At 58.1% G+C, this 15,117-nt stretch carries 12 protein-coding genes; 4 read left to right on the top strand and 8 right to left on the bottom strand.

Annotated features, from left to right (window positions below; translation table 11 throughout):
* The first annotated feature begins 16 nt into the window (after positions 1-16).
* The gene (gene celB, locus ABLU86_RS15620) at positions 17-1,369 is read left to right on the top strand and encodes a PTS cellobiose transporter subunit IIC (protein WP_015704207.1); all 1,353 of its coding nucleotides are present in this window, start codon (positions 17-19) and stop codon (positions 1,367-1,369) included.
* A 56-nt stretch (positions 1,370-1,425) separates the two neighbouring features.
* On the opposite strand, the gene treC is transcribed toward celB, so the two are convergent.
* From treC to treR, 3 genes are all read right to left on the bottom strand, one after another.
* Positions 1,426-3,081, bottom strand: coding sequence for an alpha,alpha-phosphotrehalase (gene treC, locus ABLU86_RS15615; protein WP_047037338.1), 1,656 nt, complete (start codon positions 3,079-3,081; stop codon positions 1,426-1,428).
* 51 nt (positions 3,082-3,132) lie between these two features.
* Positions 3,133-4,551, bottom strand: coding sequence for a PTS trehalose transporter subunit IIBC (gene treB / locus ABLU86_RS15610; protein ID WP_015368560.1), 1,419 nt, complete (start codon positions 4,549-4,551; stop codon positions 3,133-3,135).
* A gap of 131 nt (positions 4,552-4,682) precedes the next feature.
* Positions 4,683-5,630: a trehalose operon repressor TreR gene (gene treR, locus ABLU86_RS15605; protein WP_015368559.1), complete on the bottom strand. Its 948-nt coding sequence runs from the start codon at positions 5,628-5,630 to the stop codon at positions 4,683-4,685.
* A gap of 381 nt (positions 5,631-6,011) precedes the next feature.
* On the opposite strand from treR, the gene mgtA reads away from it, so the two are divergent.
* Both mgtA and ABLU86_RS15595 read left to right on the top strand, forming a co-directional pair.
* Positions 6,012-8,720, top strand: a complete 2,709-nt coding sequence (mgtA, locus tag ABLU86_RS15600) for a magnesium-translocating P-type ATPase (protein WP_348796215.1) — start codon at positions 6,012-6,014, stop codon at positions 8,718-8,720.
* A 158-nt stretch (positions 8,721-8,878) separates the two neighbouring features.
* Positions 8,879-11,272 carry a family 20 glycosylhydrolase gene (locus ABLU86_RS15595; RefSeq protein ID WP_126027730.1) on the top strand — a complete coding sequence of 798 codons (2,394 nt, stop codon included), beginning with the start codon at positions 8,879-8,881 and terminating at the stop codon, positions 11,270-11,272.
* 57 nt (positions 11,273-11,329) lie between these two features.
* On the opposite strand, the gene ridA is transcribed toward ABLU86_RS15595, so the two are convergent.
* From ridA to ABLU86_RS15575, 4 genes are all read right to left on the bottom strand, one after another.
* Positions 11,330-11,716, bottom strand: coding sequence for a 2-iminobutanoate/2-iminopropanoate deaminase (gene ridA, locus ABLU86_RS15590; protein WP_020079786.1), 387 nt, complete (start codon positions 11,714-11,716; stop codon positions 11,330-11,332).
* 73 nt (positions 11,717-11,789) lie between these two features.
* Complete coding sequence (pyrI, locus tag ABLU86_RS15585; RefSeq protein ID WP_015368555.1) at positions 11,790-12,251, bottom strand: aspartate carbamoyltransferase regulatory subunit; 462 nt, start codon at positions 12,249-12,251, stop codon at positions 11,790-11,792.
* Between the two features lie 13 nt (positions 12,252-12,264).
* Positions 12,265-13,200, bottom strand: a complete 936-nt coding sequence (gene pyrB, locus ABLU86_RS15580) for an aspartate carbamoyltransferase (protein ID WP_015704213.1) — start codon at positions 13,198-13,200, stop codon at positions 12,265-12,267.
* A 36-nt stretch (positions 13,201-13,236) separates the two neighbouring features.
* Complete coding sequence (locus ABLU86_RS15575; protein WP_020079785.1) at positions 13,237-13,344, bottom strand: pyrBI operon leader peptide; 108 nt, start codon at positions 13,342-13,344, stop codon at positions 13,237-13,239.
* 191 nt (positions 13,345-13,535) lie between these two features.
* Here ABLU86_RS15575 and ABLU86_RS15570 point away from each other — a divergent pair, with 191 nt between their 5' ends.
* Positions 13,536-13,988, top strand: coding sequence for a YhcH/YjgK/YiaL family protein (locus tag ABLU86_RS15570; protein WP_015368552.1), 453 nt, complete (start codon positions 13,536-13,538; stop codon positions 13,986-13,988).
* A 56-nt stretch (positions 13,989-14,044) separates the two neighbouring features.
* On the opposite strand, the gene argF is transcribed toward ABLU86_RS15570, so the two are convergent.
* Entirely contained in the window at positions 14,045-15,049 is a 1,005-nt protein-coding gene (argF, locus tag ABLU86_RS15565; RefSeq protein ID WP_015368551.1) for an ornithine carbamoyltransferase, read from the bottom strand.
* Between the last annotated feature and the right edge of the window lie 68 nt (positions 15,050-15,117).

The raw sequence follows: 15,117 nt of genomic DNA, 5'->3' as shown, positions 1-15,117 counted from the left end.
CCCTCGGGAGCACACCATGTCGAATACAAGCTGGATTGAACGTTACGTCATGCCGGCGGCGCTGAAAATCGCCGGGCAAAAGCACGTCCTGTCGGTACGCGATGGCATCATTCTGAATATGCCGTTTATGCTGATTGGCTCGTTTTTCCTGATTTTCGCCTACCTGCCGATCCCCGGCTATGCCGACATGATGAGCGGCCTGTTTGGCGAGGTCTGGCGCGATAAAATGCTGTACCCGGTGAAAGCGACCTACGACATTATGGCGCTGATTTCCAGCTTCGGCATCGCTTATCGGCTGGCGGAGAAGTACCGCACCATCGACCCGCTGAGCGCCGGGGCGATGTCGCTGGTGGCCTTTGTGATGACTATCCCGCAGAACACCCTCTTTACCCCGGTACACGGCGCGGCGGAGGTGATTAAAGGGGTGATCCCGGTGAGCATGGTCGGCAGCCAGGGGCTGTTTGTCGCTATTGTCATTTCGCTGCTGTCGACGGAGATTTATCGTTTGGTCGCCAGCCGCAATCTCGTTATCCGCATGCCGGACGGCGTGCCGCCGGCAGTGGCGAAATCTTTCCTCGCCCTGATCCCCGGCTTCTGTGTTCTGGCGGTGGTGCTGGCGCTGCGCCTGGCGGTTGAGGCCTCGCCGTTCGGCGACATCAACAGCATGATCGCCACTTTGATCGGTATTCCGATGCATCACGTCGGCGGTACGCTGCCGGGGATGATTATTTCGGTGATAGTGATCGGTATTTTGTGGACGCTGGGCCTGCACGGCGACGCGATTGTGCTGGTATTTATTCAGCCGGTGTGGCTGTCGAATATGTCAGAGAACCTGACGGCCTTTCAGAACGGCCAGCCAATCCCGCATATCATTACCCAGCAATTTTACGATCTGTGGATTGCGCCCGGCGGCACCGGCGCGCTGCTGGGGCTGGTGATATTTATGTTGCTGCGCAGCCGTAGTCAGCAGATGAAACAGCTGGGGAAAATTGCCGCGCCGGGAGCGTTGTTTAACATCAGCGAGCCGATGGTGTTCGGCATCCCGCTGGTGATGAACCCGTACTTCTTCCTGCCGTTTATTTTAACGCCGGTGCTGCTGGTGATCGTGTCCTATACCGCAATGGCGACCGGGCTGGTGGCGCCGCCGGCCGGAATCGCGCTGCCGTTCACTACGCCGATCTTCATCAGCGGCTATCTGGCGACCGGCGGCCATATTTCCGGCACCATACTGCAGGTCGTGAATTTAACTATTTCGCTGGTGGTTTACTATCCGTTCTTCCGCGCCTGGGATCGGCTGAAGGCCAAAGAGGAGCACGCCTCAGCGCAGCCGCAGGAGAGCGTTATCCTTCCTGACGCTGACCGCGCGTAATCTCCAGCCCCACGAACCGGTAGCCCCGGTGAGCGTAGCGCCACCGGGGAAAAGCTTTATGCCTGCAACCACCATACCGCTTCGAACGGCCGCAGCGTCATTGCCGCCGGACGGTTGGCCGTTTCCGCATAGTTGCCAATCAGCGCCCGCCAGTCGCCAGACATCTCTGGCGGCTGCCACGGCTGGAACTCACGGCTCAGGTTGGCGGCCACCACCAGCGTCTGCCCCTGCCACTGGCGGCGATAACACCACAGCGACGGATGGTCCGGCAGCAGATCCTGATAATCCCCCCAGGTCAGCACCGGCGTGGTTTTTCGCAGCGCGATCAGCTGCTGATAGGTGTAAAACACCGATTCCGGATCCGCCAGCGCCGCCTCGACGTTAATCTCGCGATAGTTATTACCCAACGCGATCCAGGGTTCTCCATCGCTGAAGCCGCCGTTCTCGCCATCGTGCCACGGCATCGGCGTGCGGCTATTGTCGCGCGATTTGCTGGCCAGAATCGCCAGCAGTTCATCCGGGCTTTGTCCCTGCGCCGCGCGCTCGATAAACATGTTATGGCTTTCCACGTCACGATAATCGCTGATGTTGCTGAAATGCGGGTTGGTCATGCCAATCTCTTCGCCCTGATAGATATAGGGCGTGCCCTGCATGCCGTGCAGTACCATCGCCAGCATCTTCGCCGCCGGCACCCGGTACTCGCCCTCGTCGCCGAAGCGCGACACGATGCGCGGCTGATCGTGGTTACACCAGAACAGCGCATTCCACGCCCGGTTATGCATCCCTTGCTGCCAGTGGCGGAATAGCGCTTTCAGCGCCACGTAGTCCGGACGGGCGAGGGTCCATTTTTCACCGCCGGGATAATCGACTTTTAAGTGATGAAAATTAAACGTCATCGACAGTTCGCGGCCGTCCAGCGCGGCGTATTGCTGACAGTGCTCAAGCGAAGTGGAAGACATTTCGCCGACGGTCATCAGGCCACGAGGGGTAAAGACATCGCGGCTCATTTCCTGCAGGAACTCGTGAACCCGCGGGCCATCGGTGTAGAAGCGGCGTCCATCGCCAACGGTATCGGAGGGGAAGTCCTGCTCCTTGGAGATAAGATTGATGACATCGAGGCGCAGGCCATCAACGCCGCGATCGGCCCAGAACTCGCAGACTTTTTTCAGCTCGGCGCGTACCGTCGGGTTTTCCCAGTTGAGATCCGCCTGCTCGGTGGCGAAAAGATGCAAATAATACTGTTCGCTTTCCGCATGCCATTGCCAGGCGTTACCGCCGAATTTCGAACGCCAGTTATTCGGCAATGCTCCCGGCTCGCCGTCGCGCCAGATATAGAACTGGCGGTACGGGCTCGCCTTATTTAACGACTGGCGGAACCATTCGTGTTCCGTCGAGGTATGGTTAAACACCATATCCAGCACGATGCGGATACCGCGCGCTTTCGCTCCGGCGACCAGTTGGTCGAAATCCTCCAGCGTGCCGTATGAGGGATCGATAGCGGTATAGTTCGCCACGTCATAGCCGTTGTCCACCTGTGGCGAGACGTAGAACGGCGTCAGCCAGATAGCATCGACGCCGAGCTTTTGCAGGTAGTCGAGACGGGCGGTGACGCCGCGTAAATCGCCGGTACCGCTGCCGGTGGTGTCCTGAAAACTCTTCGGGTAGATTTGATAAATAACGCCGTTTTGCCACCAGCGGGGAAGGGTATTCATATTACGTTCCTGCGAATATAGGGGGCGCAAGCGGCGCCCCGAAAGAAGACGTTAGATAATCTGCAAGGTGCCCTGACGGTACTTGCGTTGATAAACCACGGTGGTGAGGATAATCGGCACTACCACGGCGATGGCCATCGCCGTGGCGTAGACCTGCCAGTAGCTTGGCTGAATTGACAGGATGCCCGGCAGGCCGCCGACGCCGATACCGTTCGCCAGCACGCCGTTCAGGCCGCACAGCAGGCCCGCGAGGCCGGATCCGACCATCGCGCACAGCATCGGGAAGCGGTACTTCAGGTTGATGCCGTACATCGCCGGTTCGGTGACCCCGAGATAGGCGGAGATCGCCGCGGGTACCGATATTTCGCGTTCATTCTGTTTACGGCTGGCAATAATAATGCCGACCACCGCCGACGCCTGAGCAATATTCGACAGCGCAATCAGCGGCCATACCGGCGTGCCGCCCATGCTTTGAATCATCTGCATATCGATAGCGAGGGTGGTCTGATGTACGCCGGTGATCACCAGCGGCGCATAGAGGAAGCCGAACAGCGCGGCGCCGATCGGCGCGAAGCTGCCGGTTAACAAATGGCGCACCGCGAAGGCCACGCCGTCGCCAATCAGACGACCAAACGGGCCGATAAAAGCGTGAGCGAGGAACACCGCCAGAATCAACGAGCACACCGGTACCACCACCAGATAGAGGTAGTCAGGCACGATACGCTTGAGACGTGTTTCGATAAAGCCCAGTGCCAACCCCGCCAGCAGAGCCGGGATCACCTGCGCCTGATAGCCGACTTTCGCAATGGTAAACAGGCCGAAGTTCCATACTTCCGGCACCTGCTGGCCGAGCAGGTAGGCGTTCATCAACTGTGGAGAGACCAGCGTGACGCCAAGCACGATCCCGAGGATCGGCGTGCCGCCCATTTTCTTCACCGCTGACCAGCAGATCCCCACCGGCAGATAGAAGAAGATAGCCTCGCCAATCAGCCACAAGAAGTCATAAATCGTTTTCAACGACGGGTGCATTTGCGCCAGCGTCTGGCCGTTGCTCATTGGCAGATCGCCGATGACGTTACGGAAACCGAGGATCAGACCGCCGCTGATCAGCGCCGGCAGAAGCGGGAAAAAGATCTCGGCAAAGTGCGAGATCAACCGTTCATGCCACTTCATATTTTGCCGCGCGGCCTGTTTGGCCTGCTCTTTGTCGGCGGACGCCTGACCGGTGGTGGCCAGCAGCGCCTTATAGTAATCGCCGACTTCGGTGCCGATGACCACCTGGAACTGCCCGGCGTTAGTGAAGCATCCCTTCACCATGCGCAACTGCTCAATCTCTTTCGGTTTGGCGATGGCCGGATCGTTCAGCACAAAGCGCAAACGGGTAATACAGTGGCTGACGGTGGCAATGTTGCCGCGCCCGCCCACCAGTTCGATCAGTTTATCGATGTCCTGCTGGTTTACTTTGCTCATGATGAAGCCTCAAAAACAGAGGGGAGAGATGCCGTTTTTTACCTTGCATGCATCCTAACCGTTCCGTTGGGAATGCAAAATGGGAACGTTCCCGAAACTCGGCGAAGATCACATAAATCGCCCGAACGAGATTAATTCAGGGCAGCGGGAATGACGATTTGGCGGGGTTCGGCGTGGCCGGCGATCTGGTCGATCAGCTGCTGTGCCGCCTGGCGTCCGGCTTCGGCGTAGCCGGGATCGACGGTGAGGATCTCCGGATGCAGAAACTTCATCAGCGGCGTGCTGCCGACGCTGGCGAGTTGTAGCGTGTCGATACGCTGTTCCTGTAGATATTTACTGGCGCCGAGAGCGAGAGTATCGGTGGCGCAGACCAGCGCGCGGGTCTCGGGCGTCAGCACGCTGGCGACGCTTTCATAACCCTGCTTCATCGCCAGCCCCGGCAAAGCAGCGGTTGGCGTGAGCTTCTTTTGCGCGCAGAAATCGAGATACGCCTGATGACGGCGTTCCCCGGTGGTGACGTCGCTGTGCGGCACGCCGAGGAAGCTTATATGCCGGTGTCCGCGCTCATAGAGACGCTGCATCAGTAACTCGATCGCGCCATGATCGTCATAGCACACCGAAGCGAAGCCGGGGGCATCGCGCGCCAGCAGCACCAGCGTTTCGCGCCACGGCGCAAGCATCTCCTCGCTAATACCGGTAAAGCCGAACAGCACCACGCCGTCGATATTGCGCCGGGCGAGCATGCCCAGATGTTCTTCCACCAGCGCCGGAGAAAACTGGCTCTCCATCATGATCGGATCGTAGCCCTGCTGATAAAAGGCGGGCAGCATGGTCTGCACCGCTAAATTTTCCGACAGCGAATCCAGACGCGTGACGATAATCGCCACCACCTTATCGCTCTGACCACGCATGGCGCGGGCGGAGCGGGAAGGGGAGAAACCGTGCTGCTGCATCACCGCTTCCACCCGTTCGCGGGTGCGCTCGCTGACGCCGCTTTCGTTATTCAGCACGCGCGACACCGTCGATTTTCCGACGCCGCTTAAGCGGGCGATATCTTTGATTGTTAGCCGGTTTTGCATACGAGGTTCTCGCCATCGTCCGATTTGAGTGAGTCTAATGCTACTCAACGAATCCTCAATGAGCAAAGACTGGTTGATGTCTGGTTTAGTTGCCGGGCGGTATGATAGCCATAATAGCCACAAATAGTTTCCTGGTCGCGGTATACTCCGCGCCGTCTTGAGTCACTTACCGGAGAATTTTATGGACCCCGATCCCACTCCTCATCCTCGATGGAGCAACCTTTCTTTCCGGTAAGCCTGTTTAGCACTGCTTTACCGGAAAGCGTAAAGCAGTGACGTCCACGATGTCCCTGCCCTATAAAAATAATGCCTGACAGGTAAGGCTTTGCCGCGCCTGTTGGCAACGCTGCGTTCGCTCGCGCGAGCGCGGAGGGACTGTTTATGCTGAAAAATTTTACCCGGCAGCTGTTCGCGCAGCTTAGCCGCCATTTACCACATCGTTTGATCCAGCGCGATCCGCTGCCCGATGCCCGCAATCTGGCCAGCGCGCCGATCCCGGATTCACTCGGCAAGCGCTGCCTGGACGTGGCGGCCATGGATGAGCAGGAGATCTGGCGCGCGTTCGATAGCCACCCTGAAGGGCTGAACGACGCCGAAGTGGCGGCGAAAATCGCCCTGCACGGCGATAACCAAATCCCGGCGCAGAAGCCGTCGCCGTGGTGGATTCATCTGTGGACCTGCTATCGCAACCCGTTCAACCTGCTGTTGACGGTGCTCGGCATCGTCTCCTATTCCACTGAAGATCTATTCGCCGCGGGCGTTATCGCGCTGATGGTCGGCATCTCGACGCTGCTTAACTTCATCCAGGAAGCGCGCTCGACCAAAGCGGCGGATGCGCTGAAGGCGATGGTCAGCAATACCGCCACGGTGCTGCGGGTCATCAACGAACAGGGCGAGAGCCGCTGGCTCGAACTACCTATCGACCAACTGGTGCCGGGCGATATTGTCAGGCTATCGGCGGGAGATATGATCCCGGCGGACCTGCGTATCATTGTGGCGCGCGACCTGTTTGTCGCTCAGGCCTCGCTGACCGGCGAATCGCTGCCGATTGAAAAAGTCGCGCGCACCCGCGATCCGCTACAAACCAATCCGCTGGAATGCGACACCCTGTGCTTTATGGGGACCAACGTGGTGAGCGGCTCGGCGCAGGCCATCGTCTACGCCACCGGCGGCAACACCTGGTTCGGCCAGCTTGCCGGGCGCGTCAGCGAGCAGGAAAGCGAGCCGAACGCCTTTCAGAAAGGCATCAGCCGGGTCAGCATGCTGCTGATCCGCTTTATGCTGGTGATGGCGCCGGTGGTGCTGCTGATCAACGGCTACACCAAAGGCGACTGGTGGGAAGCGGCGCTGTTCGCGCTGTCGGTGGCGGTCGGCCTGACGCCGGAGATGTTGCCGATGATCGTCACCTCGACGCTGGCGCGCGGGGCGGTGAAGCTGTCAAAACAAAAAGTGATCGTCAAACACCTCGACGCCATTCAAAACTTTGGCGCGATGGATATCCTCTGCACCGATAAAACCGGCACCCTGACCCAGGATAAAATCGTGCTGGAGAACCATACCGATGTTTCCGGTAAATCCAGCGAGAGAGTCCTGCACACCGCCTGGCTCAATAGCCATTACCAGACCGGGCTGAAAAACCTGCTCGACACCGCGGTGCTGGAAGGCGTGGAGCTGGATGCCGCTCGCGGTCTCGCGGAGCGCTGGCAGAAGGTGGATGAGATCCCGTTCGACTTCGAACGCCGCCGCATGTCGGTGGTGGTAAAAGAGCAGGACGAGGCGCATCAGCTGATCTGTAAAGGGGCGCTGCTGGAGATCCTCAACGTCTCGACTCAGGTGCGCTACAACGGTGAAATCGTACCGTTGGACGACACCATGCTGCGCCGTATCCGCCGGGTGACCGATACCCTGAACCGTCAGGGGCTGCGGGTGGTGGCGGTGGCGACCAAATACCTGCCGGCGCGGGAAGGCGACTATCAGCGTGCGGATGAATCCGACCTGATCCTCGAAGGCTACATCGCCTTCCTCGATCCGCCGAAAGAGACCACAGCCCCGGCGCTGAAAGCGCTGAAGGCCAGCGGCATTACGGTAAAAATCCTCACCGGCGACAGCGAACTGGTGGCGGCGAAAGTGTGTCATGAAGTGGGGCTGGATGCGGGCGAAGTGGTGATTGGCAGCCAGATTGAAGCCATGAGCGACGACGAACTGGCGGCGCTGGCGAAACGCACCACGCTGTTCGCGCGCCTGGCGCCGCTGCATAAAGAGCGCATCGTGACGCTGCTGAAACGCGAAGGTCACGTGGTGGGTTTTATGGGTGACGGTATTAACGACGCCCCGGCGCTACGCGCGGCGGATATTGGCATTTCCGTTGACGGCGCGGTGGATATCGCCCGCGAGGCGGCGGATATCATTCTGCTGGAAAAAAGCCTGATGGTACTGGAGGAGGGGGTTATCGAAGGCCGCCGCACCTTCGCCAACATGCTCAAGTACATCAAAATGACCGCCAGCTCCAACTTCGGCAACGTCTTCAGCGTGCTGGTGGCCAGTGCCTTCCTGCCGTTCCTGCCGATGTTGCCGCTGCACCTGTTGATTCAGAACCTGCTGTACGATGTCTCCCAGGTGGCGATTCCGTTTGATAACGTCGATGATGAGCAGATCCGTAAACCGCAGCGCTGGAACCCGGCCGATCTCGGGCGTTTTATGGTCTTCTTCGGGCCAATCAGCTCGATTTTCGATATCCTCACCTTTGGTCTGATGTGGTGGGTGTTCCACGCCAACAGCGTCGAGATGCAGACTCTGTTCCAGTCCGGCTGGTTTATTGAAGGGCTGCTGTCGCAGACGCTGATTGTGCATATGATTCGTACCCGCCGCATTCCGTTCGTCCAGAGCCGCGCCGCGTGGCCACTGTTCGCGATGACGCTGCTGGTGATGGCGGTGTGTATCGCGCTGCCGTTCTCGCCGCTGGCGGGCTACCTGCAACTGCAGGCGCTGCCGCTCAGCTATTTCCCATGGCTGGTGGCGATTCTGGCGGGTTACATGGTGTTGACCCAGACCGTTAAAGGCTTCTACAGCCGCCGCTACGGCTGGCAGTAGCGGTTTCGCCCCTTTGCCGTTCGGCAGAGGGGCTTAGCGGTATTTCTCTTAAATCTCATCAAGTTGTGAAGCCCGTCATCACCATGTATTGACGCAATTTTGTGCGCATGTTAACCCAATGTTTTGCTTTTTTTGGCCCGTCATAAAAAGGAACATTGATGATTAACACCGTGCGTTACAGTCTGCTGACCAGCGGAATATTACTGAGCAGCATGGCGCTTGCCGCCCCGGCAGGCGATCTGCCGCTGATGCCGTGGCCCGCCCATGTGGAGCGCCCGCAGGCGCAGGGGGCGTTGGCGTTGAATAATCAGCTGACGATCAACGTCAGCGGCGACGATCTGGGCGAGGCGGCAAACCGCTGGCGTGAACGTCTTGCGCGGCAAACCGGCTGGACGCTACAGCCGCAGACGGCGCCGGCAAAAAGCCCAACCATTAACGTGATCGTCAGTAAGAAAGTGCCTTTCCTGCCGCAGCCTGATAGCGACGAAAGCTATCAGCTAACCGTTAACGCCGAAGGCGCGACCCTGAAAGCCAATACGCGTTTTGGCGCGCTGCGCGGCATGGAAACGCTGCTACAGCTGGTACAAAACGGCCCTGACGGCACCACCATTCCTTATGTCGCCATTGACGATGCGCCGCGCTTCCCGTGGCGTGGACTGCTGCTGGATTCCGCCCGTCACTTTATGCCGCTGGCGGCGATCAAGCGGCAGATTGATGGTATGGCGGCGGCGAAGCTTAATGTACTGCACTGGCATCTGACCGACGATCAGGGCTGGCGCTTCGCCTCCAGCCGCTATCCGAAGCTGCAGCAGCAGGCCAGCGACGGCCTGTTTTATACCCAGGCGCAGATGAAAGACATTGTGCGTTACGCGGCTGAACGCGGTATTCGCGTGGTGCCGGAAATCGATATGCCGGGCCACGCCTCGGCGATCGCCGTGGCTTATCCGGAACTGATGAGCGCGCCGGGGCCTTACGCGATGGAGCGCCACTGGGGCGTGCTAAAACCGGTACTCGATCCAACAAAAGAGGCCACCTACGCGTTTGCCGAGGCGATGGTCAGCGAACTGGCGGCTATCTTCCCCGATCCGTATCTGCATATCGGCGGTGATGAAGTCGATGACAGCCAGTGGCGCGCCAATCCGGCTATTCAGAAATTCCTCAAAGAGAAGGGGCTGGCGGACAGCCACGCGCTACAGGCGTACTTCAACCGGCGGCTGGAGAAACTGCTCGAGAAACATCACCGGCAGATGGTCGGCTGGGATGAAATCTACCACCCTGATTTACCGAAGAGCATTCTGATTCAGTCCTGGCAGGGGCAGGACGCATTAGGCGACGTCGCCAAACACGGCTATCGCGGCATTCTCTCCACCGGTTTTTACCTCGACCAGCCGCAGTACACCGCCTATCACTATCGTAATGAGATTATCCCGCAGGGGCTTAACGGTGTGGATACGATTACCGATAACGACAGCGCCCAGAGCTGGCAGTTTTCGATGCCGCGCCTGAAGGGCAGCGCGGTTGAGGGCAGCTTTACGCTGGTAAAAGGCGATAGCGGCTGGCGTGGATTTATTGATTTTAAAGGGAAATCACGGCGTGCCGTGCAGGAGATTGAATGGCTCGGCGACAATCAGGTCACGTTCCGCATCGATACCTGGATGGGCGAGACCCGCCCGGTGCTAACCATTAACGACGACAAGCTCGCAGGCTACTTCCTGCTTGGCAACACCCGTTATCCCATTGACGGCAAGCGGCTGGATGCCGTACCGCAGGGCATTCAGCCGACGCTGCCCGACGCTCAGCAACAGAAGAATCTGCTGGGCGGCGAGGCGGCGCTGTGGGCGGAAAACGTCGCCGCGCCGGTCATCGATATCAAGCTGTGGCCTCGGGCTTTTGCGGTGGCGGAGCGGCTGTGGTCGGCCGAAGACGTCAAAGACAGCGACAATATGTATCAGCGCCTGCAGGCGATGGACAGTTGGTCAACGGTCTCCGTCGGCCTGCAGCAGCACACTCAGCAGCTGGAGCAGTTCACCCGCCTGGCGAACAGCAGCCATACGCTGGCGTTGCAGATCCTCGCCGAGGCGCTTGAGCCGGCGCATTACTACACCCGCCAGCATCTCAAGTTCCAGGCGAACAATTACCATCAATTTGAACCGCTTAACCGGCTGGCCGATGCGTTACCGGCGGAGAGCGACACCGTACGCAGCCTGAACCAGTGGGCGGAGCGGCTGATCAGCGATGCCGAAGACACTGAGAGCGCCGATGCGCTGCGCCACGTCTTTACCCGCTGGCAGAACAACAGCGGCGATGCGCTGGCGCTGACCGACAATAACTATCAGCTGGCGGCGATTAAACCGGTGGTGCAGCAGGTTGATAAGCTGGCGAGCCTCGGGCTGCGCTTGACCGATCTGGTGGCGCGGCAGGGAACGCTGGACGATAAAGAGTACGCCTCAATCCAGGCGCAGCTGGATACGGCGGCGAAAACCCAGGATGAGCTGGTGATTGCGGCGGTCTATCCGCTGGAGAAACTGCTGCGGGCAACGAAGATAAAATAGGGCATTTCCCTCACCCCGCGGATGGCGCAAGCGCCTGGGGTGAGGGCAGAGAAGCGCTTAGCGACGGATCGCGATAGCTTCAATCTCAATCTTCACGTCTTTCGGCAGACGCGCGACTTCTACGCAGGAACGCGCCGGGAAAGTGGCGTTATGCTCGGTGAAGAACGCTTCATACGCGGCATTCACGGTGGCGAAATCGTTCAGATCTTTCACGAAAACGGTGGTTTTCACGATATCGCCCACTTTCAGGCCAGCGGCTTCAACGATAGCTTTTACGTTGTCCAGGGACTGACGCGCCTGCGCGGCGACATCTTCCGGCACGCTGCCGGTTTTCGGGTCTACTGGGATCTGGCCGGAAGTGATGATCATGCTACCCAGATCAACACCTTGTACATATGGGCCGATAGCTGCTGGTGCCTTTTCCGTCGCAATAGTTTTGCTCATAATATCTCCAGATGAACTGCAGTAATTAGGTCGTAGCCATTATAGGGAGGGCCGGTATTAATACCAACCGCAATTAGTTGGCCAGCACCACATAATGGGAAAACTCTTTTTCACAGTATTTGCATTTGAGTGCGATGTCATCGGCGCGTTTTTTCACTGCGAAACTCGACGAAACCGGCTCAGCGTGACTGATGCAGTTGCTGTTCGGGCAGACCAGCACGCTGTTGATGCGCTCCGGCAGGCTCGGGCGGGATTTGCCCACTACTTCGTAATCATCGATACGGTTAACCGTTGCGTCCGGCGCATACAGCGCCAGCTGATTGACCTGCTCATCGGTCAGGAAGGTGTTCTCGATTTTAATCAAATCTTTACGGCCCATCTCGCCGGACGGCAGGTTCAGGCCGATGGTGATGCGCTGGTCGGTTTCGGTCAGCTTGAACAGGGTCAACAACTTGAAGCCGACCTGGGCCGGGATATGGTCGATCACGGTCCCGCGTTTAATGGCTTCTACTTGCAGTTTATTGTCGTGTGTCATCTCTCATTCCCCCTTATTGTGCCAGCTCGCTATTCAATACCAGTGCCAGTAACGCCTGGCGGGCGAAGATGCCGTTACCGGCCTGCTGGAAGTACCAGGCGTGCGGCGTTTTATCGACGTCGGTGGTGATTTCATCAACGCGCGGCAGCGGGTGCAGCACCTTCATGTTGACGCGGGCGCCTTCGAGATCCGCGGCGCGCAGCACGAACTGCGCCTTCACGTTGGCGTATTCCGATGGGTCAAGGCGCTCTTTCTGCACGCGAGTCATATACAGAATATCGACCTCTGCCATCACTTCGTCGATGGCGCTATGCAGGCTCCAGGCGATGCCTTTTTCATCCAGCATATCGAGAATGTACTGCGGCATCGCCAGCGCGTCTGGGGCGATGAAGTAGAAGCGGTTGCCGTTGAATTTGGCCAGCGCCTGGGTCAGCGAGTGTACGGTACGGCCATATTTCAGGTCGCCGACCATCGCGACATTGAGGTTCTCAAGGCGGCCCTGAGTTTCCTGAATGGTGAACAGGTCGAGCAGGGTTTGCGTTGGATGCTGATTGGCGCCGTCGCCGGCGTTGAGAATCGGTACGTTGCCGGAGAATTCGGTTGCCAGACGCGCGGCGCCCTCTTGCGGATGGCGCATCACGATAGCGTCGACGTAGGTGCTGATAACCGAAATGGTGTCGGCCAGGGTTTCGCCTTTCTTGCCGAGCGAGGTGTTGCTGCTGTCGGAGAAGCCAACCACGCTGGCGCCGAGGCGATGCATGGAGGTTTCAAAAGAGAGGCGAGTACGGGTGGAGGCTTCAAAGAAACAGCTGGCGATAACCTTATGCTTCAGCAGCTCGGGTTGCGGATTGGCTTTCAGCTTTGCGGCTGTCGCCAGCACCAGTTCGAGGTCTTCGCGGCTGAGATCGTTTATGGAAATGATATGTTTTTGATATAGCGGGTTAGCCATGCTTATCTCCTGACGCCTGAGCAAAAAAAAAGCCCCTTAAATAAGGGGCTTCGAGAATTCATTGAGCAACGGAAAGAAAAACGCCAAGCCAGCGCCTGCTTTCAGACGCGGTAAGACACAGCAATGTCGTACGCAATTGACCATATTTCCTCCCGGCAAAACGGCTGGCATTATACGCAGCTTTGATGAGCAATCAAGCGATTAATCCACAATCAGGGAAACGTTTGCCTGCGAAGGCTGCGCCAGCGCAAAAAACCGCGATAAAAATGTGGTCTGGCAGTGGTAAGCAGCGTATAAAACAAAAATGAAAAGCTGTTTTATATTTGAGGGCTACTATGATTATCGGCAATATTCATCATCTGCAATCCTGGCTGCCGGACGCGCTGCGTCAGGCGATTGAGCATGTTAAAGCCCACGTTAGCGAGTCGACGCCGCTCGGCAAGCACGACATCGACGGCAATAATCTGTTCTATCTGATTTCTGAAGACAGCACCGAAGCGCAGGCCGAGCGTCGCGCCGAGTATCACGCCCGCTATCTGGATATCCAGATTGTGCTGCGCGGTCAGGAAGGGATGACCTTCAGCACCTTACCCGCAGGCGAGCCGCAGACTGACTGGCTGGCGGACAAAGACATCGCCTTCCTCGCCGAGGGAGCGCAGGAGAAAACCGTTATCCTTAACGAGGGGGATTTTGTGGTGTTTTATCCAGGCGAAGTGCATAAACCGCTCTGTGCGGTCGGGGCGCCGGCGAAGGTGCGCAAAGCGGTGGTGAAGGTGTTGATGGCTTAAAACGGGTAGCCCGGATACGCGTAGCGCGCTATCCGGGAACCTACCGTGATTAATGGTTATTTTCCAAGCGTCGCCACCATCACCGCTTTGATGGTGTGCATACGGTTTTCCGCCTGATCGAAGACGATGCTCGCTGGGGATTCAAAGACTTCATCGGTCACTTCCATACCGCCGTGCAGTCCATACTCCGCCGCCATCTGTTTGCCGAGAATGGTCTGGTCATCGTGGAACGCGGGCAGACAATGCAGGAATTTCACCTGCGGGTTGCCGGTTAATTGCAGCATGGCTTTATTCACCTGATAGCCGCGCAGCAGGGCGATACGCTCCGCCCATTTCTCTTTCGCCTCGCCCATCGATACCCACACGTCGGTATAAATGAAATCGGCGCCTTTTACGCCCGCGGCGATATCTTCCGTCAGGGTAATATTGCCGCCGTGCTTTTTCGCCAGCGCAGTGCATTCCGCCACTAAACCCTCTTCCGGCCAGCAGGCTTTCGGCGCCACCAGACGCAGGTCCAGCCCGGTCAGCGCGGCGGCTTCCAGCATGGAGTTACCCATGTTGTTACGCGCGTCGCCGGCGTAGACCAGCGTCATTTCATTAAATGCCTTACCCGGCAGGTGCTCTTGCATGGTCAGCAGGTCGGCCAGGAGCTGCGTTGGGTGGAATTCATCGGTCAGGCCGTTCCATACCGGCACGCCGGCATACTCCGCCAGGGTTTCCACCAGCTCCTGGCCGTAGCCGCGATACTGAATACCGTCATACATGCGGCCCAGCACGCGGGCGGTATCTTTCATGGATTCTTTGTGGCCGATTTGGCTTCCGCTGGAACCGAGATAGGTCACGCGGGCGCCCTGGTCGTAAGCGGCAACTTCGAAAGAGCATCGTGTGCGGGTTGAGTCTTTTTCGAAGATGAGCGCGATGTTTTTGCCCTTCAGTTTCTGGGCCTCGATGCCGTTTTTCTTATCGGCTTTTAATTGCGCGGCCAGGTCGACAAGGCCGGTAATTTCTGCAGCAGTAAAATCCAGTAATCTCAAGAAATGCTTCTGATATAACGCGGACATAATTCCCTCACCTGGCAAACGCCATTATTGAATTAAAATTCACTTTATATGTATGAATATTCATTTGC

The organism is Klebsiella sp. JN_Kp121, assembly GCF_040062145.1.
GTDB lineage: Bacteria > Pseudomonadota > Gammaproteobacteria > Enterobacterales > Enterobacteriaceae > Klebsiella > Klebsiella aerogenes.
Note: the sequence above shows the minus strand (reverse complement) of the source record. Positions and strands in the feature narration are given on the sequence as shown.

What these genes read in the sequence shown, in the direction of transcription:
- pyrB (WP_015704213.1), bottom strand. Translation starts at nt 13,200, where the DNA reads ATGGCTAACCCGCTATATCAAAAACATATCATTTCCATAAACGATCTC.
- ABLU86_RS15595 (WP_126027730.1), top strand. Translation starts at nt 8,879, where the DNA reads ATGATTAACACCGTGCGTTACAGTCTGCTGACCAGCGGAATATTACTG.
- treB (WP_015368560.1), bottom strand. Translation starts at nt 4,551, where the DNA reads ATGAGCAAAGTAAACCAGCAGGACATCGATAAACTGATCGAACTGGTG.
- pyrI (WP_015368555.1), bottom strand. Translation starts at nt 12,251, where the DNA reads ATGACACACGACAATAAACTGCAAGTAGAAGCCATTAAACGCGGGACC.
- treC (WP_047037338.1), bottom strand. Translation starts at nt 3,081, where the DNA reads ATGAATACCCTTCCCCGCTGGTGGCAAAACGGCGTTATTTATCAAATC.
- ABLU86_RS15570 (WP_015368552.1), top strand. Translation starts at nt 13,536, where the DNA reads ATGATTATCGGCAATATTCATCATCTGCAATCCTGGCTGCCGGACGCG.
- mgtA (WP_348796215.1), top strand. Translation starts at nt 6,012, where the DNA reads ATGCTGAAAAATTTTACCCGGCAGCTGTTCGCGCAGCTTAGCCGCCAT.
- ABLU86_RS15575 (WP_020079785.1), bottom strand. Translation starts at nt 13,344, where the DNA reads ATGGTCAATTGCGTACGACATTGCTGTGTCTTACCGCGTCTGAAAGCA.
- treR (WP_015368559.1), bottom strand. Translation starts at nt 5,630, where the DNA reads ATGCAAAACCGGCTAACAATCAAAGATATCGCCCGCTTAAGCGGCGTC.
- celB (WP_015704207.1), top strand. Translation starts at nt 17, where the DNA reads ATGTCGAATACAAGCTGGATTGAACGTTACGTCATGCCGGCGGCGCTG.
- argF (WP_015368551.1), bottom strand. Translation starts at nt 15,049, where the DNA reads ATGTCCGCGTTATATCAGAAGCATTTCTTGAGATTACTGGATTTTACT.
- ridA (WP_020079786.1), bottom strand. Translation starts at nt 11,716, where the DNA reads ATGAGCAAAACTATTGCGACGGAAAAGGCACCAGCAGCTATCGGCCCA.